Source organism: Plantactinospora sonchi (assembly GCF_036422035.1).
Lineage (GTDB): Bacteria > Actinomycetota > Actinomycetes > Mycobacteriales > Micromonosporaceae > Plantactinospora > Plantactinospora sonchi.
This window is the reverse complement of record NZ_JAZGQK010000006.1, coordinates 438,250-460,325: the sequence shown is the minus strand read 5'-3', so window position 1 is coordinate 460,325 and position 22,076 is coordinate 438,250. Positions and strand designations below refer to the sequence as shown.

Below are 22,076 nucleotides of genomic sequence, written 5' to 3'. Positions count from 1 at the left end.
GGAAACTCGGCACATCGCCGTCAACCTGCCGTTCATCTGCCGGCCACCCATTGGCCACCTGCGGAACAACCGAACCCGATCATCCCGGGCGTCCGGGGTCGATCACCCCAGAGAGCGCGGAACGGATCAGGCGGGACGCCGCGCCCGTCTCCCGGGCCGGCGACGCCCGGCTTGACCCTCGACCAGGCTGAGGGACCACCCTCGGCAGCCGGTGCTCCCACCCGGGTGCTTCCGCTCACCCCAGGTACACCCACTCCCGGGTGTACCGCTCTCCGGCCAGGGACGGTACGGCGCGTGACGGATCGACGATTCTGGCCACTGTGGCCAGCCACGGTGCTGTCCCGACTCGGCGACGCACTACGTAATCCGGCACTGGCGCTGCTCGCCGCGACGGTGAGCCGGGACCCGCGGACGATCGCGGCGGTGGTCATCGCGGGCCAACTCCCGCCACTGCTCTTCGGGCTGCTCGGCGGCGTGTACGCCGACCGGTGGGACCGGCGCCGGACGATGGCGACCGTGGACGGCGTACGGGCGGCGCTGGTGGGGGCGTTCGCGCTGCTGGTGGCCGCCGGGACGATCCGCCCGGGGCCGGTCGGCGCCGTGCTGCTCGCCGGCTGTGCGTTCCTGCTCGCCACCCTCGGCACACTCTTCGACGCGGCCGCGTTCGCCATGCTGCCCGCTGTCGTACCGGCGGAACGGCTCGCCGCCGCGAACGGCCGGCTGCAGGCCGGTACGGCGGTGGCCGGCGGTTTTGTCGGCGCCCCGCTGGCCGGGGTGCTCTTCGCGATCTCGGCGGCGCTGCCGTTCGCGATCGACGCCGTGACGTTCGCGGTCGCCGCCCTGCTCGCCCTCGCCCTGCGCCCGACGCTGGTCCCCTCGCCCGCCCGACACCCGGCGGCAGCCCTGTCAGGGTCGACGGCCTCCCGGCCGCCGGCACCGGCGGCCGGCCCGCCGGGTGCCGCCCCGCTGCCGGGCCGACAACCGGCGCCGGCGACCGGCTCGACACCGGGAGCCCGGCTGGCCGACCGGTCAGGGCGGTTCCGGGCGGAACTCGGCGAGGGTCTGCGCTGGATCTGGCGGGACGACGCACTCCGCCGGATCACCGGCCTGACCATGGTGACCAACCTGGCGACGAGCGGCCTGATCGCGGTTGTCGTGCTGTACGCGCTGGAGGTGCTGCACGTACCCGAGGCCGGGTACGGGCTGTTCATGTCGGCGGCGGTGGTCGGATCGCTGGGCGGGGGACTGCTCGCCGGTCGGCTCGGCACCCGCTACGGCACCCTGCCCGCGCTGCGCGGGGTACTCGTCGCCGAGACGGTCGCGATCGGCGTACTGGCGCTGGCCCGGCATCCGGTGCCGGGGGCGGTCGCCCTGGCACTCTTCTCCGCCGGAACCGCGTGCTGGAACGCCCTCTGGGTGGCGTACGGGCAGCGCCACGTGCCGGCCGAACTGCTCGGTCGGGTGGGCAGCGCCCAGCGTACGGTCGGATTGCTGGCCGCCCCGGTCGGCGCGGCCGGTGCCGGTCTGCTCGGCTCCGCCGTCGGCCTGCCGCCGGTGCTGTACGCCGCCACCGCAGTTTTCGCCCTGGCGACCCTCGCCTCGTGGCGAGTGTCAGGAAGGGGCTCTTCCTGACAGTGCGCCAGCAGTCGAGGGTGACCGGGGGCGACGTCAGCTCTCCGGCGTCCAGTGCGGGTCACGGCCGAGGTAACGGAGCAGATGCGCCGCCGCGCCGTCGTGCTCGCCGGGAGTCAGCGCGGGTACGTAGGCGCCGTACTGGCGCAGCGGTTCGACGATCGCCCGGGCCACGGGCAGGAGCTGCGCGGCGAGGTCGTCGTCGAGCGGCGATCGCTGACCGGTCGCGACCGCGACGTCCCAGGCGTGGACCCCGGCGTCGAGGGCGGCGGCCCCGGCCGCAGTGGCGGCGGGCAGGGCGCCGTGCGGCAACGGGGTCGGCGTCGTACCGGACGGGTCGACCGTGGCGAAGGCGGCGGCCGACGCGGTGAGGGCCGACTCCACCAGGTCGACCGGGGTGCCGGCCAGGATGCCCGACGGGGCGAACGGGTCTTCCGTCGGCCCGCCCTGCCCGGTGATCGCCGAGGCGAAGGCGAGCTGGTCTCCGGCCGAGTGCTGGAGGACCTGGGCGACGTTCCACTCGACGCAGGGAGTCGCCCGGTCGAGGTCGGCGGCGGTCAGCGCGGCGGTGGTGTCGCGCAGGGCCGCGTAGGCACGATCCAGGATCGTCCAGGTCGTGGTCGCGGTCATGGTTCCTCCTCGATAGGGCGGTGCGGGGCACGATCGCGGGTGGTTCCGGAACGGAACAGATCGTTCCGGCACCGAAGACAGTAACGGAACGTTCCGTTCCGCACAACTGCTAGCCTGGGGATGTCGCCGCAACCATCCGGACAAACGGAGAGCGCCACATGACAGAGCAGGACGTACGGGAGGTTCTCAACGGCCGACGTGCCCAGGCCGCCCGCAACGACGGCGCGATCCTCGACGCCGCACGGACGGTCTTCCTCGCGGAGCCGGACGCTCCGATCGGCGCGGTCGCCCGGGCAGCGGGCGTCGGGATCAGTGCCCTGTACCGGCGCTACCCCAGCAAGGAAGCCCTGCTGGCAACCCTCTGTCTCGACGGGCTACGCCAGTTCGTCACGATCGCCGAGTCGGCGCGCGAGGTGCCCGACCCGTGGGAGGCGTTCGTCGAGTTCCTGCGGGGCATCGTCGACGCCGACGTCCACTCCCTCACCGTGCATCTCGCCGGTCGGTTCACCCCCACGCCGGAGCACCGCGACCTCGCGGTACGGGCGGGTGCGCTCGCGGCGGAGATCCTGCACCGCGCCCAACAGGCCGGTGTCGTCCGCAACGACGTCGAGATCACCGACCTCCCGATGATCTACGAGCAACTCGCCGCGATCCGGCTCGGCGATGCCACACGCCTCCGTGAGCTGCGCCGGCGCTACCTCGACGTGCACCTCGCCGGCCTACGGACGGCGGCGACCTCGTACGGCGCGATGACCGGCAGCGCCCCCACCCGGGCCGAAGCCGGTGCCCGCTGGAACCGCACCACCTGACGCTGCCGCCGGAGGCGTCGGCTGGTCGACGATCTGTTGGCGCAGCCGTTCGACAACGGATGACCCAGCGCCACGATCTGGTGCATGATCGTCGGATGCGTGAGTCGGTGGCGGTGGTGCACGATCTCGTCTCCGGGTTGGTGCCCGGCGACCGGTTGGAGGAGGAACACCGGTCAGAGACGCTGCGCTGGCTGCGGAGCACCGACGACGTGTTCCGCCGGGTCAAGCCGGCGACACCGGACCGGCACCTGGTCTCGTACGTCGTACCGGTGGATCCGGCCGACGGCAGCGTGCTGCTGGTCGACCACGTCAACGCGCGGCTCTGGCTGCCGCCGGGTGGGCACGTCGACCCGGACGAGCATCCGGCGTACACCGCCCGCCGGGAGGCGGCGGAGGAACTGGGCCTCGTCTCCGACGACGACGCCGCCGGTCACCGGGTGCGGTTCCGGGACCGGCCGGTGTTCCTGACCGTGACCCGGACCGTCGGCATCGACGCCGGACACACCGACGTCAGCCTCTGGTTCCTGGTCGAGTGCGGTCGCGAGCAGCCGGTCACGCCGGACGCCGGCGAGTTCCGCCAGGTCCGCTGGTGGTCACCGGCCGAGCTGTTCGCCGCCGACCCGGCCCGCTTCGACCCGCACTTCCTTCGCTTCCTGACGAAGCTCGGCGAACTCGACCAGGCCGCGGCGGGCAGTCCGGACTGATCGCCCTGGTGGGTCCGGCCATGGCGGAAGGCCCATTCCTGGCAGGATCCGGCCCGCACGAGAGCTGGGCATCCGACGGACAACGGGCGTACGGAACCGGGTGCTGCCCAGGACCGCCTACTCGACGTTGAGGGCTCGCAGCGCGCCTTCGGCGAGCACGTGGCCCGCTTTCACGGCGACGGTGACACCGGCGGCATCGAGCCATCCCGGGTCGAGGCCGTCCTCCCAGGCGGTGATGTCGGTCGCGAGCGCGAACGCCTGATCGTCCCGGCCGTCGACGAGTGCGTCGGCCAGCAGCAGGTACGCGCCCGGTCCGGTGCCACGGAACTCCCGCACCATGGCGTCGACCTGGGCCCCGAACCGCCGTCCGTGGTGTGGATGCAACCCGGCGAGGCACGCCAGCACGTACCGCACCGCGGATGGCTCGGCCTCCCAGCGGGTCAGCAGCGCCGGGAGTTGCTCGCCGACGGTGCGGTGCACCTCCTCCGTCCAGCCCGCCGGTTCGGGCCGACGGCCTTGGACCAGCGCGGCATCGGCGTCGGCGAGCAGGCTGCCCGCCCACCGACCGGACGCGAGGAGCAGCCACACACACAGGTCGAGCCGCTGCCGGGCGGGAAGCGTCCCGGACACGATCATGTGGGTGAGGAAGGGCAGCGCCGGCGCGGTGGCCGAGTAGCAGGTGCCCTGGTGCAGCAGGTCGTCACCGAACAGCTCGTCGAGGATCTCGTCCCAGTCGTCCGCCGGGGATGTCGCCAGCGTATGCAGCAGTTCGGGGACGTCCTCGGCCGAGCCGTGGGCGTGCTCCAACTCGGCCCACGGGATATCGTCCAGCCCCGGAAGGTCGACGGGTCGGGCTTGGGCTTCGTCCGGGGTCAGCGCCAACGGCGCCGGGGCTGGCGGGGCAACGACGGTGATGGTCGGGATCGGCGGACGCGCGCCAGGGTTGGTGGAGACGTACGGGGCGTCGGGACCGCGGAGCACGGTCAGCTGGCTGACGTCGCACCGGGTGCCTCCGCGGGCGTAGCCGCTGTGCTGCCGGGCGATTCTGGCGGCGGCACGGGCGACCGCCTCGATCTGGCGGTGACCCAGGGCGTCGACGGGATACGGTCCCTCGTCCAGCACGGTCACGCGCCATCCGTCGCCATCTGACGGCCGGGCCTTGACCACAGGGAACCCGTACGCCGCCAGGGCCTGCGTCAACTCCCGGGCGTGTGTCTCGTCGGGCACCACGAACTCGTGCGTACCCGCCATCGCAGACCAACCCGCCACGCCGCCGATCCCGTCTTCCGCCTGTTCCGATTCCCGAACTACCGGCCCCGATAGACTCGTGGGACCGACCATCCCGGGCCATGTCCCCTGAGCTCAGGAGCCTACGGTCCGGTCAGCCGACATCCTGCCGGTGGTCGGCGACAATCTCGTTGATGGTGTACCGCACCTCGGCGGCGAACCTCGGGTTGGTGTGCCGGTAATACGGCAGCGCGATCAGGGAGATCGCGAGCGCCCGACCCCGGGCCCGTGCCCAGGTGGCGTCGTCGGCGCCGACCGCCGCCCGGAAGTCGGCGCGTACGCCGGCCGGGAGCAGGTTCCAGGCGACGATCAGGTCGCAGGCGGGGTCGCCCACCCCGACCGTGGCGAAGTCGATGACGCCGCTGAGCCGCCCGTCCACCGTGGTCAGCAGGTTGCCGGGCATCAGGTCAGCGTGGACCCAGGTGGGTGGGCCGGTCCAGGCGGGTGCGGCCAGGGCCGCCGCCCACGCCGCGCCGGCCGCGTCGGTGTCGATCGTCCCGGTCAGCTCCGCGATGGCCTGGCGGACGTGCGGGTCCTGGGTGTCCAGCGGCCCACCCCGGTACGCCCTCGGCGCGTCCGGGAGGTCGATGCGCCAGAACGCACGGACCAGCTCCGCCAGTCCGGCGGCCAGCTCGACCGGGGCGGTGAGCTGGCCGGGGATCGGGTTCGTGCCGTCCAGCCAGTCGAGGACCAGCCAGGGCCACGGGTACTCGTCGGTGGGCTCACCGGTCTCGATCGGGGTGGGGATCGCGACCGGCAGGTACGGGGCCAGTTGGCGCAGCCACCGACGTTCGGCGAGTTCGGTGTCGGCACCCCAGGCGACCCGGGGAAGTCGTACCACCATCCGCTCGCCGAGCCGGTACAGCGCGTTGACGGTGCCGGCGGTGGGCACCGGCCGCAGCGGCAGCCCCGCCCACTGCGGAAACTGCCCGGCGACCAGCCGGGCGACCAGCTCCGGAGAGACGTCGATCTCGTCGGCGTGCATTGTCATGCCGGCCGGCGCCCCGGGCGCGTGGCGACGGCAGCACGGAGCCGTTCGTCGAGCGCGTCGAGATCGGGTACGAACCAGACGTGGCCGCCGGAGTTCGACTCCTGCACCAGGGCCCGCAGCGCGGAACTGTCGGCGAGGTGTCGGGAGATGTCGCCGACCACCACCAGCCGCAGCCGGTAGTTGACGAACTTCTGCATGACCTCGCCGGCGAACCGGGTGCCGAGCGAGAAGAACTGCTCGTCGAGCCGCTCGGCGGGTACGGCGACCACCTCGGCGCCGAGGAACGCCGCGCCGATCAGGTCCAGCGCGTCCTGCTCGGTGGCGATCGGCGGGCCCTCGGGGTCGCAGACCAGCACCTGGACCCCGGCCCGTTCCTGGATCACGTCAGGCATCGCCGACCTCCCCGGCGAGCAGCCCGTTGTCGCCGTCGAGCACCGCCTCGACCAGTCGCAGCACGTCGGCGGTGGCGGCGGCCCCGCCCAGTATCACGATCTTCATACGGTTCCGTTCCTCGTCGTGCACGGTCTGTACGCGTAGCGGGTCGGCAGGGTCGGGAGCGGTGTTCGCCGCGGCCAGCACGAGCGTGCCCAGCCGGTCGGCGGCGGCCCGGTCGACGCCGTCGATCTGCACGATGCTCGACACCTCGACCGGTGGGCGTCCCGCGCCGCCGGCACCGGGTGTTGTCGGCCCCGGCACGCCGGTCAGCGCGTCGAGGTCGGCGCGGCTGATCCGGTACTGCTTGCCGATTCGGACCGCCCGGAGCCGCCCGGTGCGGATGTAGCCGCGCACGGTGCGGACGTGCAGGCCGAGCCGCTCGGCCACCTGCTCGACCGAGTACATTTCGTTCCCCATCACGCCCTAACCTAACTCGGATAGGGAACGATAGCGAACCATCGGCAGCGCTGGAGGTCCACCGAATATCGGTGGCGTCGCCCGGGGCCGGGGTGTTTCCTGATCATGGTCAAACCAACGAACCCCGCAGCTCAACGAGGACATGCATGATCGTTGTCTCCGCGGCCTCCGGCGCACTCGGCCGGCTGGTCATCAGCCAACTCCTGACCCGGGTACCGGCCGGACAGGTGGCCGCCGCCGTACGCGACCCGGCTCGGCACACCGACCTGACCGCGCTCGGTATCGACGTACGGCACGGCGACTACGACAACCCGGCGAGTCTGGAGTCCGCGTTCCGGGGCGCGGAACGGCTGCTACTGATCTCCTCGCCCGAACTGGCACCGGACCGCCGGATCCGGCAGCATCTCACCACCGTCGAGGCGGCCGGCGCCGCTGGCGTACGCGTCATCGCGTACACGAGTTTTCTCGGGGCTGACCGCAGCGGCGACGGCCTGAACGCCGCCCACCACGCCACCGAGCGGGCGATCCTCGACAGCGGGCTCGGGTACGTCATGCTGCGGCACCCGTTCTACACCGAGGCGTTCGTCAACCCCGGCCTCCGGAAAGCGGTCGAATCCGGAACGCTGGTCAGCGGCACCGGCGGCCGTGGTCTCAACACCGCACTCCGGGCGGATCTCGCCGAGGCCGCCGCAGCCGTACTGACCGACGACACGCACCTGGGGCGCGGCTACGACCTGACCGGGCCGCTGTGGACGTATCCGCAGCTCGCCGAGGTGCTCGGCGAGATCACTGGAACCCGGGTCGAACACCGGGAGGAGCCCGGGGCGATCCCGGGAGCGATGGGCTTTCTGATGGGCCTGGCCCGGTCCGGGATGCTGGAACGGCAGACCGACGACCTGCGCCAGCTACTCGGCCGTCCGCCGACGAGCCTGCGGCAGGCCGTGACGTATGCGCTCAGCCAGGGCTGAGCAAACCCCGCCCGGAAAGGTCAGTTGGTCGCAATCGAGTGGACGAAGGCGCGCCAGGCCCGAGGGTCGAAGGTGAGCGCCGGACCGGTCGGGTCCTTGCTGTCCCGTACCCCGACCACCGTCGGCAGGTTGTCGGCCACCTCGACACAGTTGCCGCTCGCTCCGTTGCTGCGGCTGCTCTTGCGCCAGGTCGCTCCGGTCAGTTCCATCTCTCCGCCACCTCCGATATCAGCTTGATCGACTGGTGGTGCGGCAACGCCTCGCCGCGGATCGACTCCCACACGCTGCCGATCCACAGTACTTCCGAGGGCTCGTGCACCACCATGCCCTGCAAGTAGTTGTCCAGGAAGGCCACGGTCTCGCCATCGGACAGCGTGGCGATCTCAAATAGGCCGGTGAGTCCGGCGTAGGCGCCGGCCTCGGTCGGCACGACCTGGATCCGGATCTGCGGCAACTCGCTGACCACGGCCACCAGATGATGCAACTGGTCGCGCATCACCTTCGGCCCACCCACCGGGCGGCGCAGCAGCCCCTCGTCCAGCACGATGGAGATCTGCGGCGGCTTCTCCCTGGAGAGCACGGCCTGCCGATCCATCCGGGCGGCGACCCGCTCGTCCACCTCGCTCCTGCTGAGCACGCCCATCCCGGCGAAGATCGCCCGGGCGTACGCCTCGGTCTGCAACAGGCCGGGGACGACAGTGTTCTCGAACCAGCGCAGCGCCGCGGCCTTCTCCTCGATCTCGATCCACTGACGTAACCAGGACGGTTCGCCGTCGAGCTTGAGCCTGACCACCATGCGCTCGAAGAGGCCGCCGGTCTTCAGCGTCGCGTCGGCTCCCCGGACGTAGTCGAGGGTCAGCGCCCGGGTGCCGTTCTCGACCGCGCTCACCTGCGACGCACAGAAGCCGACGCCCCGCCCGAACACCTCCTGGGTCAGCTCCGCCATCAGCCTCGCCCGCCGGATCTCGTCGACGATAAACGCGATCATGGATTGTTGAGCCCCGGTCACCATCCGGTCCTCCTCAGGCTGAAAGGTCGACTCCACAGCGCGCCACAACACGCCACATGATCCATCGGGATCCGACAGTCTCGCGACCAACGCGTCCCACATCTATCGCAACAGACAGTCGCTTGTCCAGAGTGGAAGTCAGCGGAACCGCTCGGGGTGTCAATAGGACGGGCGGAACCGCGCGGGGCCGCTCCGGAAAACCCCTTCCCCCCTTTCTCCCGGGCGGCCCCGCGACCAACACCGAGCAGAAACCGGACGGAAGGAGGGCGGTGACATGGCACGACGTACCCGGGAAGGGGTGCCCTTCGGCCCACGGCATCGCCGGGACTGGCGGCGCTGGTGGCGCTACTGCCGATGTGGGTTGCGGTGGCGCTGCCCGGACACCGTCGGGTCGACCCCGAGGCCGTTTCCGCCGCCCCCTCCCGACGGTCCGGTGGTCGGCCGGGCCAGAATGCCGAATGCCCTACGGGCGTTTCCCACACCCTGGCCGAGAAATGAACTTCCATGGTGGAATTCACACTCTGGAATGCACCAGATCGGCCATGCCGGACGACTCACCCCGGCCCAGGAGCACCGGTCCCGGAATCAGCAGTCCCAAATCGACAAGTCCCAGCTTGACGAGCCCCGGATCCAGCAGTCGCAGCTTGACGAGTCCCGGATTCAACGGTCGCAGAACCACCGGTTCCAGAGTCACCGCTCCCCGGGCACCGCCGAATGAACAACATCGGCCAGTCACCCGGATCGCCGGCGCCAACGCCTGCTCATCACCCGCGCCCGCCTCGGGGCCGACGGCGGCGGCAACCGTCGTCGGCCCCGAGGCCGGCACCCGTTCCGATGAGCCGCCCCGCCCCTGAAACGCCGACCTGGAACCCGACCGGTACGTCGTGCCTCTACCCGGCATGACAACACGACGCGAGATGCTGCGACTGGTCGGCGGGATGGCGGGCGCCGGCGCCGTACTGACCGTCGCCGGCTGTCGGCGCCAGCCCGCGGCGCAGGGCGACAAGGGCCGGGCTGGCGGGGCGGCGGACGACGTACTCGTGGTGGAGACGACCGGCGGGGCGCTGGCGGTGATCAACGCGGTGGACGGGCGGATCCTGGTCGAGCCCGCCCCGGCGGTGCTCAGCGGCGACACCCGACGACTGGTCCGCGCCGACCGTACGGCGGCGGGGGCGGTCACCCGGCTGACCAGCCATCGACTGCCGGACGGGGCGGTGGTCAGCGGCGGCAACGTGACCGGTGAACTCGCCGTCCGGGCCACCTCCGCGAACGGCGAACTGGTGGCGCTCGCCACCGACGCCGGCCCGGGACACGACCCGTACCGGCCGGGGCCACGGGAGCGGACCACCATCGTGGTCGCCGACGGCGCCGGCCAGCGCCGCCGGCTGGAACTGCCCGGCAACCTGGAACCGGAGGCGTTCGACCTCTCCGGTGAGGTGCTCTTCGTCCTCGACTACCTGCCGCCCACCGCGCCGGACCGCTACCGGGTCCGGGTCGTCGACCTCGCCTCGGGAGAACTCCAGGCGTTGGTGACCCGGACCAAGTCCGCGATACCGCCGGGCGCCGAGGAGGAGATGCGCGGCGAGGGGCGGCAGGCCGTGCACGACCAGCAGCGGCAACGGCTCTTCACCCTCTACACCCACCAGCCGGAACACGTGCACACCCGGGACCGGATCGGCGGGGCCCGCCCGGACGCCCCGCACGTACACGCCTTTGTCCACACGCTGACCCTCGCGGAACGGTGGGCGTTCTGCGTCGACCTGCCGGCGCCGTTCGGCGAACGGGCCGCCGCCGGGCACGCCATCGTGCTGAGCCCGGACAGCAGCGTCCTCTACGTCGTGGACACCGGCAGCGGCACGCTGGCCGCGATCGACCCGGAGCAGCTTCTCGTCAGCAGAACCGTCCGGTTCGAGCCACCGGCCGGGTCGGCGACCGGTGCCGCCGCCTTCGCCGCCTTCGCCGGGGCGAAGACGCTGCTGGTCGGGGCGGGCCGGGAGGTGGTCAGGGTGGTCGACGAGGGCACGGCCGGTCGGTGGTCCACTCCCGCCGAGGTACGCGGACTCGCCGGCTCCGCCGACGGCACCCGGGCGTACGTCGGTCAGCCCGACGCACTGCTCGTGGTCGACCCGTCCAGCGGTGCGGTACGGCAGCGGATCGACGTACCCGGGTTGACGGCAGTGCGACGGCTGGTGACCGACGACTGAGCCCGGTGTCCGGCGGCCGGAGTCCGGGGCCGACCAGCTGAGCCCGGCGGGTGGCGGGTGGTGGCTAGCCTGCCGGACATGCCGGAGATACTCTCGCTCGTCGATGTGGACCGGGCGCACTGGACCGATCCGGGTGCGCCACGCCCGATCCGGACCACGCTGTGGCGACCGGACCGCACCGACGCTGCCCCGCTGGTGCTGTTCTCGCACGGCACCGGCGGATCGGCGGAGGAATTCGGCTGGCTCGCCGAGGAGTTGACCGGGGCGGGGTACGCCGTCGCCGGGGTCGACCACCACGGCAACACCGCGTCGGAGCCGTACGTGGCGCTGGGGTTCACGTTCGTCTGGGAGCGGCCCCGCGACTTCACGATCGTGCTCGACGCACTCGCCGACGATCCCGGGATCGACCTGACCCGGGTCGGTGCGGCCGGCTTCTCGCTCGGTGGCTACACGGTGGCCGCCCTGGTGGGTGCCCGGATCTCGCCACGCCGCTACCGGCTGCTCCTGGACGAGCCCGACCAGACGAACCTGCCGGAATATCCCAACCTGATCCAGGAGATCCGGCAGCGGGATCCGGCCCTGGCGTACGCGCTCTCGATGTCGGCCTGCGACGTGGACGTCGCCGACCGCCGGGTCCGGTGCGCGTTCCAGCTGGCGCCGGTGCTGGGGATGGTCTGTGATCCGGCCAGTCTGAGCCGGATCAGCGTGCCGGTGGGCGGCCTCTGGGGCGCGGCTGACGAGCAGGCGCCAGGCGCGCTGGGCGCGCTGGTCTTCCAGGAGCACATTCCGGGCGCCACCGCGCGTTGTCTGCCGGAGACCGCCCACTACGACTTCGCCGTGCGGGCCGAGACCCGGGCCGAGGTGATCCGGGAGGCGCTCGCCTTCTTCGGTCGTACCCTGCCGGCCTGACGGAACTTTTCCGGAATCCTCCGTCCCGCTGGCCGCCGCGAGACCCGGGCCGACCCGACGTGGTCGGCCCGTCCGCACCCTCACCATACGCACGGGCCGCCTCGGAGGCGCCCCTGCGCCCATCGGCCTGAGCAGTGGAAACGCGTGCCCGCGCGGGGACTTCATAGATCGAACATCATCTACCCTTGCTCGCCGATTTGTTTCGAGTGATACTACGAAATATTTCAATGCGATCGCGGAGGTCGATCACGTGTCGTCAAGGAGGCGAACCGTCCGCATCACCCGCTTCCGGCACCGCCGCGCGCCGTGATCGCCCCACCACCACCCCCACCGGTGGCGGGCCGTCCCGCCATCTCCGAGGAGCCCAGATGCCCCAGCCACCCCGATTCCCGAGACGCCTGGCCGTCACGCTCGCGACCTCTGCCCTGGCGATCGCCAGCGGTGTCGTGGCACTGACCGTCGCGGCCCCGGCGCAGCCCGCCGCCGCGGCCCCGTGCACCGGCTACGTGGCCCTGACCTACGACGACGGCCCGAATCCGAGCACCACCACCGCCCTGCTCAACGCGCTGCGGTCGGCCGGCGCACGGGCCACCTTCTTCAACATGGGACAGCGGGTGCAACAGAACGCCGCGCTGGCCCGGGCCCAGCAGCAGGCCGGCATGTGGATCGGCAACCACAGCTGGTCGCACCCGCACATGACGCAGCTCAGCCAGCAGCAGATGACCTCCGAGATCAGTCAGACGCAGCAGGCGATCCAGCAGGCCACCGGCACCGCGCCGAGACTGTTCCGGCCGCCGTACGGCGAGACGAACGCCACCCTGCGGTCGGTCCAGGCCCAGTACGGCCTCACCGAGGTGCTCTGGTCCGTGGACTCCCAGGACTGGAACGGTGCCAGCACCGCCCAGATCGTGCAGGCGGCGAACAGCCTGCAGAACGGCGGCGTCATCCTGATGCACGACGGCTACCAGACCACGATCAACGCGATCCCGCAGATCGTGGCCAACCTCAGCAACCGGGGCCTCTGCCCCGGCATGATCTCGCCGAGCACCGGTCGGGCCGTGGCGCCGGACGGCACCAACCCGCCGACCAACCCGCCCACCAACCCCCCGACCAACCCGCCGACCGGCAACCCGACCACGCCGCCCGCCGGCACCGCCGGCTGCTCGGCCACCTACCGCAGCACCGGTAGCTGGGGTGGCGGATTCCAGGCCGAGGTGACCGTCACCAACACCGGCAACTCCGCGCTGAACGGCTGGACCGTGCGGTGGACCTGGCCCGGTGGTCAGACCATCGGCAGCCTCTGGAACGGCCAACTTACCCAGAGCGGAAGCTCGGTGACGGTCCGCAATGCCGGACACAACGGCAGTCTGCAGGCCCGGCAGAGCACCACGTTCGGGTTCGTCGGCAGCGGTAGCGCGGCCACCCCGTCGGTGACCTGCAGCAGTCCCTGACAATCGCCCGTCGCGCAGTGGCGGCTGACCCCCCGTACGCCAGGGGCCCGGCGCTTCCCGCGCCGGGCCCCTGCTCGTCCACGCTTCCCGCCTCCGGCGGGATCAGCCAGCCAGGCCGCCCGGCTGGTCGCCCTTCACCACGGGCGCCCGGACCAGGTTGCCCCACTCGGTCCACGAGCCGTCGTAGTTGCGCACCCGGGGGTAGCCGAGCAGGTGGCGCAACACGAACCAGGTGTGACTCGACCGCTCGCCGATCCGGCAGTACGCGATCACGTCGTCGTCCGGCGAGAGTCCCAGCTGGTCGGCGTAGATCGCCTTCAGCTCCTCCGGACTCTTGAACGTGCCGTCCTCGTTCGCCGCCGACTTCCACGGCTTGTTCACCGCACCCGGGATGTGCCCGCCGCGCAGCGCACCCTCCTGCGGGTACGCCTCCATGTGGGTCAACTCGCCGGTGTACTCGGCCGGGGACCGGACGTCGACCAGCGGCCGGGCCGCCGAGATGTGCGCCAGCACCTGGTCGCGGTACGCCCGGATCGGCGTGTCGTCGCGGACCGGCACCGGGTACTCGGCCGGGGCCCGCTCGGTCTTCTCCCGGGTCAGCTCCCGCCCCTCGGCCACCCACTTCTGCCGGCCGCCGTCGAGCAGGCGTACGTCGGCGTGGCCGAAGAGCGTGAAGACCCAGAGCGCGTACGCCGCCCACCAGTTGAAGTTGTCGCCGTAGAAGACGATCGTGTCGTCCCGGCCGATCCCCTTCGCCGCGCAGAGCCGGGCGAACGCCTCAGCGTCAAGGTAGTCCCGGGTCACCTGGTCGTTCAGCTCCAGGTGCCAGTCGACCTTGATCGCGCCCGGGATGTGCCCGGTCTCGTAGAGCAGCACGTCCTCGTCACACTCGATCACCACCAGGCCGTCGGTGCCCAGGTGCTCGGCCAGCCACTCGGTGGTGACCAGGCGTTGCGGGTCGGCGTAGCCCTGGAGACTCGGCGCGGGATCACTCGGCATCGGCATGATCCCCACGGTACGCCGGGCCGCGTCCCGAGAAGGTCGGCTCGGTCGGTTAGCGTCGCCACATGACGGAGCCGATCCGCGCGGAAACCTTCCGACGCGAGGACTGGTACGGCGAGGACCTGGCCGACCGGGAGTACGTCGACTGCGAGTTCTTCGACGTCGACCTGACCGAGGCGGTCAGCCGACAGGTCAGCTTCACGAACTGCACCTTCGGCAACGTCCGGTTCAACGCCTCCCGGCACGTCGACTCGGCCTTCCTGCGCTGCACGTTCAGACGCTGCAACTTCTTCGAGGCCGAGTTCACCGGCTGCAAGCTGGTCGGCAGCGTCTTCGACCAGTCCGACCTGCGCCCGCTGACGGTGCTCGGCGGCGACTGGTCCTTTGTCGGGCTGCCCCGCGCCGACCTGCGCGGCATCACCATCCGTGGGGTACGGATGCGCGAGGCGGACCTGACCGGAGCGAACCTCACCGACGCCGTACTGGCCGACGCCGACCTCTCCGGCGCGGTCTTCCGGGGTACCCAGCTGACCCGCTGCGACCTGCGCGGCAGCGACCTCAGCGCACTCGACCCGACCGCCGTCGAACGGACCGGTGCGATCATCACCGCCGAGCAGGCGGTCGTGCTCGCCCAGGCCCTCGGCTTCGACCTCACGGGGTGAGGAGGGGGCCCTTATACAACCGAAAGCGATAACAGGGGGCCCTTCCTTACAGCTCGGTGAAGGGGGCCAGTTCGGGCCGCTTGGCGGTGATCGTGTCACCGGACGACCTGCCGGTGAGCCGTCGCTTGATCCACGGTGCCAGGTGCTGGCCGGCCCAGCGCAGGTCCGCGCCGCGCGCGGCCAGCCACGGGGCCGGCGCCGACTGGGGCGGGACCACCAGCCACCGCTCGTCCGGGGGCAGGCCGAGGGCGGCGAGCACCCGGGCCGCCACCCGGCGGTGCCCGGCCTCGGACAGGTGCAGCCGGTCCTCGCTCCACAGTGCCGGGTGCCGGAAGACGTCGTCGGCGAAGAGGTCCACCAGCATCGCGCCGTGCCGCTGCGCGGTCTCGCCGACCGCCCGGTTCAGCACCGCCGCCCGGGGGCCGACGATGCGCTGCCCGGGCAGTCGGCCACTCAGGTCGGCGAACCGGAACAGCAGTACGTCGGCACCGCTGGCCCGCAGCTCGCCGACCACCTGGTCGAAGCGTTCGATCAGGACGCCGGGCTCGAAGTTGCGGCGCAGTACGTCGTTGCCACCGGCGGCGAAACTGATCAGGTCGGGGCGCATCGCCAGGGCGGGCGGCACCTGCTCGTCGACGACGTTGCCGAACAGCCGGCCCCGGATCGCCAGGTTGGCGTACCTGAATTCCGGACCGGCACCGGCGGCCAGCGTGGCGGCGACCAGATCCGCCCAACCCCGGTAGCCGCCGCCGACCGGATACCGGTCGTCGAGTCCCTCGGTGAAACTGTCGCCCACCGCCACGAAGCTGCGCCAGCGCATCCCGCGCCCCCCTCGCCCTACTCCCCACAGACCGTCGGCCAGTCTGACAGCCGTACCTACCCACGGGTACACCCGCCGGCCGAAGGTGACCGGCAAGACAGTCCGATCGCCCGCCACCCAGATCCGACACCGGCGGACAAACCCGGGTGCCCGGTCGACCGGAGCGGTACTACGCTGCCCGAATGCTGCTACGGATGTCCACCCTGTTCCTGCGTACGCTGCGCGAGGATCCGGCCGACGCCGAGGTGCCGAGTCATCGGCTCCTGGTCCGGGCCGGGTACGTCCGCCGCGCCGCACCGGGCGGATACACCTGGCTGCCGTTGGGTCGGCTGGTGCTGGACCGGGTCACCCAGATCGTCCGGGAGGAGATGCTGGCCATCGGTGGCCAGGAGGTGCTCTTCCCCGCCATGCTGCCCCGCGAGCCGTACGAGACGACCGGCCGGTGGACCGAGTACGGCGACGACATCTTCACCCTGCAGGACCGGCGGGGCGTGGACTACCTGCTCGGCCCCACCCACGAGGAGATGTTCACCCTGCTGGTCCGGGACACCCTCTCCTCGTACCGCGACTTCCCGGTGTCGCTGTTCCAGATCCAGACGAAGTTCCGGGACGAGGCACGCCCCCGGGCCGGGCTGCTGCGTGGGCGCGAGTTCCTGATGAAGGACTCCTACTCGTTCGACCTGGACCACGCCGGGCTGCGGGCGGCGTACGAGCGGCACCGCACCGCGTACCAGCGGATCTTCGACCGGCTCGGCCTGGACTACACGATCGTCTCGGCGACCTCCGGTGCGATGGGCGGTTCCGCCTCCGAGGAGTTCCTCGCCGGGAGCCCGGTCGGCGAGGACACCTTCGTCGGCTGCACCGCCTGCGGATACGCCGCCAACACCGAGGCGGTCACCACCCCGCCGCCGCCCGCGGGTGACCTGCACGCCCACCCGCCGGCAGAGACCCATGACACGCCGGACACCCCGACGATCGAGTCCCTGGTCGGGTTGGCGAACGCCCGCCGGCTCGGTGGTCGGAGCGACTGGACCGCCGCCGACACCCTGAAGAACGTGGTCGTCTCGGTACGCCGTCCCGGTGTCCCGCAGCCGGAACTGCTGGTGATCGGCGTGCCCGGGGACCGGGAGGTGGACCTGAAGCGACTCGACGCGGTACTGAGCCCGGCCACCGCCACCTTGTACGACTGGAACGCCACGGGCGCCGACACCGCCGTCGACACCGGTGTGACCGCCGGCAGCACCACGACCGCCGGCAGTGCCGACGCGGCGATTCCGGCCGCCCCCGAGCTGGTCCGTGGCTACCTCGGGCCGCAGCTGCTCAACAAGCTCGGCATCCGCTATCTGGTCGACCCCCGGGTCGTTCCCGGCACCGCCTGGTTGACCGGCGCGAACGAGCCGGGCCGGCACGCCGTCAACGTGGTCTGCGGACGCGACTTCACCCCGGACGGCACGATCGAGGCCGCCGAGGTCCGGGCCGGGGACCCCTGCCCGGCCTGCCGGCCGGGGGCGCTGACCATACGACGGGGCATCGAGATCGGGCACGTCTTCCAGCTCGGCCGCCGCTACACCGACGCGTTCCGGGTCGACGTACTCGGACCGGACGGCAAGCCGGTCCGGCTGACCATGGGCTCCTACGGCATCGGTGTCTCCCGGGCGGTGGCGGCGATCGCCGAACAGCACCACGACGAACGGGGCCTGGTCTGGCCGGCGGCGGTCGCGCCGTGCGACGTACACCTGGTCGCCGCCGGCAAGGGCCCGCAGGCGGAGGCGGCGGTGGAACTCGGCGGGCAGCTCGCCGCCCGGGGGCTGCGGGTGCTGGTCGACGACCGCGCCCAGGTCTCGGCCGGGGTCAAGTTCGCCGACGCCGAGCTGCTCGGCATCCCCCGCACCGTCGTGGTCGGCCGCCGCTGGACCGACGGGTACGTCGAGTTGCGCGACCGGGCCACCGGCGAGCGCGTCGAGCTGACCGTGCCGGAGCTGCGGGACCGACTCGGCGGGCCGGCCCGGTCCTAGGGCGGGTGTCGAAGTCGCCACCTGGCCCCGTACAGATCGCCGTGCTCAACGCATGGCCGTGACCAACCGACTGCGACACAGGCCCTGGTTGGCCGTCCGGCTCGCCTGCCGTCGGACCGGACGGCTACCGCGCCTCGCTGTGCGTCCTGCACACGGCGGTGCCGGTCCGACGGCCCATACCTGCTCGACCCACCCCAATCACGACTAACTCGTCCGCGATCACCAGGGCATACGTCCGATTTCAGGCTTATATCCGTCAATGCGAGCGGCCCCGTTCTGTGGCCGCCGCTGGGTTATAGTCAGCGGTCCTTCCAGTTGATCACCAATGAGGTGAGCCATGTCCACGGACCAGATCGACGGCCCGTCGGATGCGCCGCCGACGGGCGACGTCCCGGCTTCGGCGACCAAGCCCTCCGCCGCCGAAGCGGTCACGCCAGCTCCCGCCGAGCCGCCCGCTGCCGGGTCAGCCGACGCCGATCCGGCCGGTGCCGAGCCGACCACCACCGAGCGCGACGCCACGGACACGGCCGCCGTTGTCGCACCGGCCGCTACGCCGGCTGAGGTCCCGCCCGCGGGTCCGGACCACCCCTCGTCCACCGGGCAGGCCGATCCTTCACCAGCCAAGCCGGCTGACCCGCTGTCCTACGGACCGGACGATCTCGCCTCCGCCGGCGGCCCGGCGGAGAGGCCGAAGAAGCGGTGGCCGTTGCCGGTCCGGATCGCCGTCGGCGTGCTCGGCGCCCTGGTCACGATGGCTCTGATCAACGGCGGCAAGTCGGTGCTCCGCTCGTTGGCCGACGAGGACCACATCAACAACGTCACGGCCGGTGACTGCGTACGGGAGTCCCCGGGCGACCGGAACTCGCCGTACCGGATCGTCGGCTGCGACGACGCGGCGGCCACCCACAAGGCGCTCCAGGTGGCGGCGAGCAGTTCCGACGGCTCCTGCATCCACGTCGCCGGCGCCACCCGGTCGATCACCAACGAGACCGGGAACGTCTGCATCGGACCGAAGGACGTCGACCCGGCCAGGGCGGTGAACGTGGCGAAGGAGGGCGACTGCCTCGGCCAGACCGGTGACGAGACGTACCGGGTCGACTGCTCCGGCGCGGACGCCGAGTACACCGTGCTCAAGCGGTTTGACAACGTACTGAAGGCCGAGACGGAGACGGCTTGTGACGACGTCCCCGGCGCGGTCGGCACCTACTCCTGGGACTGGGAGTCCGAACTGAGCGCCAACCTCCTACCGGATGTCGTCGACGTCCTGCTCTGCCTCGGCGAGAAATAGGCGGCGTTCGGGCAACCCACCGGGGCCGGGCCGAACCCGGTCAGGCGCCCCGCAGGGTCTGGTAGAAGCGCTGGCACGCGGCGTAATCCGGCAGCAGCCCGGCTTCGCGCAGCTCCGCCAGGGTCGGGGCGGTCGCGTCCCGGGTGGAGAGGATCGGCGTGACGTCGTTCGGCCAGGTCAGTGCCAGTTCCGGGTCGTGGATGCTGACGACCCGCTCCCGGGTCGGGGCGTACCGGGCCGAACAGAGGTAGTTGACGACGCTGTTCTCCTCCAGCGCGACGAACGCGTGGCCCAGCCCCTCCGACAGGTAGACGGCACGGTGGTCGACGGTGTCCAGGCGGGTCACCTCGTGCCGGCCGAAGGTCGGCGACCCGACCCGCAGGTCGACCACCACGTCGAGCACCGCGCCGCGCGGGCAGGAGACGTACTTGGCCTGCCCGACCGGTACGTCGGCCCAGTGCACGCCCCGGACGACGCCTCGACGGGAGACGCTCTGGTTGACCTGCGCGACGGTCAGTTCGAAGCCGAGCGCGTCGGCGAAGACCGCCGCGTCGTAGCCGATCTGGAGGCTGCCCCGCTCGTCGGGGAACACCTGCGGCAGGAACTCCCACGCACCGGGAATGGACAGCTCGGTGGCCTTCACTCGCACCTCTTGAGAGTCACGGGGGTGGTCTCTCCGGCTTGTCGGGGTAACCGCACCATACCCGCTGCGCGACGCAGAGTGGCCGGTCGGAAAGCTGACTGGTGTCAGGCTGTCAACGAACGGGTACGGGGTGGTATCGGCAAGAACCCGGGGGTTTCGGAGGCAACGGTGACTGAGGTCAAGGTCCGCGACGTGATGACCAGAGAGGTGATCTATCTACCCGCGGCGACCCCGTTGGACGAGGCGGCCAGCGCGATGCGGGACGCCGACATCGGCGACGTGGTGGTCACCGACGGCGCCACCCTGCTCGGCATGGTCACCGACCGGGACATCGTGGTCCGGGCGGTGGCCGAGGGGCGGGACGCCCGGCAGACCACGCTGGGCTCGATCACCACCCGGGAGATCGTGATGATCGAGCAGAACTCGACCGCCGCCGACGCCGCGGCGCTGATGCGGGAGCGTTCGGTACGCCGGATCCTGGTCTGCGACAGCGACCGCGAACTGGTCGGCATCGTCTCGCTCGGCGACCTGGCGATGCGCCTCGACCCCCACTCGGCGCTCAGCGACATCAGCGAGGCCAGCCCGACGACCTGACCGGGCAGGCGCGACTCCGGACCGGAAGGCTGCCCGCTCGGCCAGGCGCGACTCCGGGCCGAAGAGCGGCCCCACCCTGGGCGGGCGTGACTCCGGGCCAGGGCGGAGCAACGCCGTGGTCGGGCGCGACCCGACGGAGGCCGGCATGACCCGGGCCGCCGGCGCGGACGTGACCCGGGCCACCGGGGCCGACCCCGAGTGTGGGGCGCTTGGGCGCGGCCGGCGGACGCCCTGGTCACCTCGGTAGCCTGAGGGCATGTCGTCGCAGTCCACGCCCGAGTCGATGCCTCCGAAGCTGGCCGAGATCGTCGCGGAGTTCGCCGCCGCTCCCCGGGACGTGGTGCTGGAGATGCTGCTGGAGTTCTCGGACGCGGTGCCGCCGCTGCCGGCGCAGTTGGCCGACCGGACCGGCATGGAGCAGGTGCCGGAGTGTCAGACCTCGTTCTTTCTCCGCGCCGAGGTGGCCGCCGACCGTACCGTCACCACCTGGTTCGACTGCCCGCCGGAGGCACCGACGACCCGGGCCTTCGCCGGCATCCTGGCCGAGGGGCTGGCCGGGGCGAGCGCTGACCAGGTGCTGGCCGTGCCGGACGATCTCTACCAGCGGATGGGGCTGGCCCAGGCGATCAGCCCGCTGCGGGTACGCGGCGGCAACGCCATCCTGGCCCGGCTGAAGCGCCAGGTACGGGAACAGATCGCCTGACCGGCGGGTTGTGCCGTTCCGTGGAGATCGAGATCTACGCGGACGTGGTCTGTCCCTGGTGCTACATCGGCACCCAACGGCTGACCGAGGCCCTGAAGTCGTTCGACGGAGAGGTGACGGTCCGGTACCGGCCGTTCCAGCTCGATCCGTCCCCGGTGCCCGAGCCCCGACCGACGCTGGAGATGCTGGCCGAGAAGTTCGGCGGGCCGGAGCGGGCCCGCCAGATCACCGAGCACACCGCCTCGGTGGCCGCCGGCGCCGGACTGGAACTGCGCTTCGACCGCGCGGTCGCGGCCAACACCTTCGACGCGCACCGGCTGGTCTGGTATGCCGAACAACACGGCGGCTACGCCGAACAACGCGGCGGCTCGGCCGAGCTGGTGACGGCGCTCTATCGGGCGCACTTCGTCGACGGGGTCGACGTCGGATCGCGGCCCGCACTGGCCGGCGTCGCGGCGACGGTCGGGCTGGACGAGTCCGACGTGCGCCGGTTCCTCGACTCCTCGGAGGGCGTGACCGAGCTGCGGGCGGCCCTGCGGGAGGCACACGAGCTCGGCGTGACCAGCGTGCCGATGTTTGTCCTGGCCGGCAAGTACGCCGTCGCCGGTGCCCAGGAGCCGGAGACGCTGCTCGCCGCCCTGCGGGAGGTACGCCGCCGCGAGGCCGAGAGCTGAGTTCGACCCGGTCGGCCGGAGGCGCGACCTCCGGCTGACCGTCGCACCGAGTTGTCGGTCCGCTCCGGGGCGACACCGCAACCTCCTCAACGTTTCACGTGCAACGGTATCGATGATCACCGTTGTCTACCGGTCATCGGCCCGCCAGGGGCTCCGGTCCCACCGGCCCGGGTCGACCGGCGCTTCACCCTGACCGACAACAGGCCAGGTCACACCCCCTCTTCCCAGC

The 22,076-nt window shown here is 71.7% G+C and carries 24 protein-coding genes; 13 read left to right on the top strand and 11 right to left on the bottom strand.

Going from position 1 to position 22,076, the window contains the following annotated elements:
• Nucleotides 1-294: 294 nt before the first annotated feature.
• Complete coding sequence (locus tag V1633_RS08530; RefSeq protein WP_331213639.1) at nt 295-1,632, top strand: MFS transporter; 1,338 nt, start codon at nt 295-297, stop codon at nt 1,630-1,632.
• A gap of 36 nt (nt 1,633-1,668) precedes the next feature.
• Here the strand turns inward: V1633_RS08530 and V1633_RS08525 are convergent, their stop codons facing one another.
• Entirely contained in the window at nt 1,669-2,262 is a 594-nt protein-coding gene (locus V1633_RS08525) for a TIGR03086 family metal-binding protein (protein WP_331213638.1), read from the bottom strand.
• A 158-nt stretch (nt 2,263-2,420) separates the two neighbouring features.
• Between V1633_RS08525 and V1633_RS08520 the strand changes: the two genes are divergently transcribed.
• Nucleotides 2,421-3,071, top strand: a complete 651-nt coding sequence (locus V1633_RS08520; RefSeq protein WP_331213637.1) for a TetR/AcrR family transcriptional regulator — start codon at nt 2,421-2,423, stop codon at nt 3,069-3,071.
• Nucleotides 3,072-3,166: 95 nt separating this feature from the next.
• Nucleotides 3,167-3,775, top strand: coding sequence for an NUDIX domain-containing protein (locus tag V1633_RS08515; protein ID WP_331213636.1), 609 nt, complete (start codon nt 3,167-3,169; stop codon nt 3,773-3,775).
• Nucleotides 3,776-3,892: 117 nt separating this feature from the next.
• Here the strand turns inward: V1633_RS08515 and V1633_RS08510 are convergent, their stop codons facing one another.
• The 4 genes from V1633_RS08510 to V1633_RS08495 all read right to left on the bottom strand — a co-directional run bounded on the left by V1633_RS08510 (nt 3,893) and on the right by V1633_RS08495 (nt 6,905).
• On the bottom strand, nt 3,893-5,044 hold the full coding sequence (locus V1633_RS08510) for a hypothetical protein (RefSeq protein ID WP_331213635.1): 1,152 nt from the start codon (nt 5,042-5,044) through the stop codon (nt 3,893-3,895).
• Between the two features lie 112 nt (nt 5,045-5,156).
• Nucleotides 5,157-6,053 (bottom strand): aminoglycoside phosphotransferase family protein, encoded by an 897-nt coding sequence (locus V1633_RS08505; protein WP_331213634.1) that lies wholly within the window; start codon nt 6,051-6,053, stop codon nt 5,157-5,159.
• Nucleotides 6,050-6,445 carry a DUF4180 domain-containing protein gene (locus V1633_RS08500; RefSeq protein WP_331213633.1) on the bottom strand — a complete coding sequence of 132 codons (396 nt, stop codon included), beginning with the start codon at nt 6,443-6,445 and terminating at the stop codon, nt 6,050-6,052. The genes V1633_RS08505 and V1633_RS08500 overlap by 4 nt, the downstream gene beginning before the upstream one ends.
• The gene (locus tag V1633_RS08495; RefSeq protein WP_331213632.1) at nt 6,438-6,905 is read right to left on the bottom strand and encodes a helix-turn-helix domain-containing protein; all 468 of its coding nucleotides are present in this window, start codon (nt 6,903-6,905) and stop codon (nt 6,438-6,440) included. The genes V1633_RS08500 and V1633_RS08495 overlap by 8 nt, the downstream gene beginning before the upstream one ends.
• Nucleotides 6,906-7,051: 146 nt before the next feature.
• On the opposite strand from V1633_RS08495, the gene V1633_RS08490 reads away from it, so the two are divergent.
• Complete coding sequence (locus V1633_RS08490) at nt 7,052-7,873, top strand: NAD(P)H-binding protein (RefSeq protein WP_331213631.1); 822 nt, start codon at nt 7,052-7,054, stop codon at nt 7,871-7,873.
• A gap of 20 nt (nt 7,874-7,893) precedes the next feature.
• On the opposite strand, the gene V1633_RS08485 is transcribed toward V1633_RS08490, so the two are convergent.
• From V1633_RS08485 to V1633_RS08475, 3 genes are all read right to left on the bottom strand, one after another.
• On the bottom strand, nt 7,894-8,082 hold the full coding sequence (locus V1633_RS08485; RefSeq protein ID WP_331213630.1) for a DUF397 domain-containing protein: 189 nt from the start codon (nt 8,080-8,082) through the stop codon (nt 7,894-7,896).
• Nucleotides 8,073-8,885, bottom strand: a complete 813-nt coding sequence (locus tag V1633_RS08480; protein ID WP_331213629.1) for a helix-turn-helix domain-containing protein — start codon at nt 8,883-8,885, stop codon at nt 8,073-8,075. Before V1633_RS08480 ends, V1633_RS08485 begins: the two co-directional genes overlap by 10 nt.
• Before the next feature lie 511 nt (nt 8,886-9,396).
• A complete protein-coding gene (locus V1633_RS08475; RefSeq protein ID WP_331213628.1) occupies nt 9,397-9,708 on the bottom strand; it encodes a hypothetical protein in 312 nt (103 codons plus the stop codon).
• A gap of 73 nt (nt 9,709-9,781) precedes the next feature.
• On the opposite strand from V1633_RS08475, the gene V1633_RS08470 reads away from it, so the two are divergent.
• The 3 genes from V1633_RS08470 (at nt 9,782) to V1633_RS08460 (ending at nt 13,446) form a co-directional block, all read left to right on the top strand.
• Nucleotides 9,782-11,086, top strand: coding sequence for a YncE family protein (locus V1633_RS08470; protein WP_331213627.1), 1,305 nt, complete (start codon nt 9,782-9,784; stop codon nt 11,084-11,086).
• 78 nt (nt 11,087-11,164) lie between these two features.
• Complete coding sequence (locus tag V1633_RS08465; RefSeq protein ID WP_331213626.1) at nt 11,165-11,995, top strand: alpha/beta hydrolase family protein; 831 nt, start codon at nt 11,165-11,167, stop codon at nt 11,993-11,995.
• 368 nt (nt 11,996-12,363) lie between these two features.
• On the top strand, nt 12,364-13,446 hold the full coding sequence (locus V1633_RS08460; protein ID WP_331213625.1) for a polysaccharide deacetylase family protein: 1,083 nt from the start codon (nt 12,364-12,366) through the stop codon (nt 13,444-13,446).
• A 102-nt stretch (nt 13,447-13,548) separates the two neighbouring features.
• On the opposite strand, the gene V1633_RS08455 is transcribed toward V1633_RS08460, so the two are convergent.
• Nucleotides 13,549-14,451 (bottom strand): sulfurtransferase, encoded by a 903-nt coding sequence (locus V1633_RS08455; RefSeq protein ID WP_331213624.1) that lies wholly within the window; start codon nt 14,449-14,451, stop codon nt 13,549-13,551.
• Nucleotides 14,452-14,513: 62 nt separating this feature from the next.
• Here V1633_RS08455 and V1633_RS08450 point away from each other — a divergent pair, with 62 nt between their 5' ends.
• On the top strand, nt 14,514-15,110 hold the full coding sequence (locus tag V1633_RS08450; RefSeq protein WP_331213623.1) for a pentapeptide repeat-containing protein: 597 nt from the start codon (nt 14,514-14,516) through the stop codon (nt 15,108-15,110).
• 46 nt (nt 15,111-15,156) lie between these two features.
• On the opposite strand, the gene V1633_RS08445 is transcribed toward V1633_RS08450, so the two are convergent.
• Nucleotides 15,157-15,930: an SGNH/GDSL hydrolase family protein gene (locus V1633_RS08445; protein WP_331213622.1), complete on the bottom strand. Its 774-nt coding sequence runs from the start codon at nt 15,928-15,930 to the stop codon at nt 15,157-15,159.
• A gap of 182 nt (nt 15,931-16,112) precedes the next feature.
• On the opposite strand from V1633_RS08445, the gene V1633_RS08440 reads away from it, so the two are divergent.
• Together V1633_RS08440 and V1633_RS08435 are read left to right on the top strand one after the other, a co-directional pair.
• Entirely contained in the window at nt 16,113-17,945 is a 1,833-nt protein-coding gene (locus V1633_RS08440; RefSeq protein WP_331213621.1) for a proline--tRNA ligase, read from the top strand.
• A gap of 337 nt (nt 17,946-18,282) precedes the next feature.
• Nucleotides 18,283-19,233, top strand: a complete 951-nt coding sequence (locus V1633_RS08435; RefSeq protein ID WP_331213620.1) for an LppU/SCO3897 family protein — start codon at nt 18,283-18,285, stop codon at nt 19,231-19,233.
• Between the two features lie 40 nt (nt 19,234-19,273).
• Here the strand turns inward: V1633_RS08435 and V1633_RS08430 are convergent, their stop codons facing one another.
• Nucleotides 19,274-19,882, bottom strand: a complete 609-nt coding sequence (locus V1633_RS08430) for a dTDP-4-dehydrorhamnose 3,5-epimerase family protein (protein WP_331213619.1) — start codon at nt 19,880-19,882, stop codon at nt 19,274-19,276.
• A 162-nt stretch (nt 19,883-20,044) separates the two neighbouring features.
• Here V1633_RS08430 and V1633_RS08425 point away from each other — a divergent pair, with 162 nt between their 5' ends.
• The 3 genes from V1633_RS08425 to V1633_RS08415 all read left to right on the top strand — a co-directional run bounded on the left by V1633_RS08425 (nt 20,045) and on the right by V1633_RS08415 (nt 21,847).
• Nucleotides 20,045-20,470 carry a CBS domain-containing protein gene (locus tag V1633_RS08425; protein ID WP_331213618.1) on the top strand — a complete coding sequence of 142 codons (426 nt, stop codon included), beginning with the start codon at nt 20,045-20,047 and terminating at the stop codon, nt 20,468-20,470.
• 283 nt (nt 20,471-20,753) lie between these two features.
• The gene (locus V1633_RS08420) at nt 20,754-21,173 is read left to right on the top strand and encodes a SufE family protein (RefSeq protein ID WP_407951992.1); all 420 of its coding nucleotides are present in this window, start codon (nt 20,754-20,756) and stop codon (nt 21,171-21,173) included.
• A gap of 20 nt (nt 21,174-21,193) precedes the next feature.
• Nucleotides 21,194-21,847 carry a DsbA family oxidoreductase gene (locus V1633_RS08415; protein ID WP_331213616.1) on the top strand — a complete coding sequence of 218 codons (654 nt, stop codon included), beginning with the start codon at nt 21,194-21,196 and terminating at the stop codon, nt 21,845-21,847.
• Nucleotides 21,848-22,076: the final 229 nt, after the last annotated feature.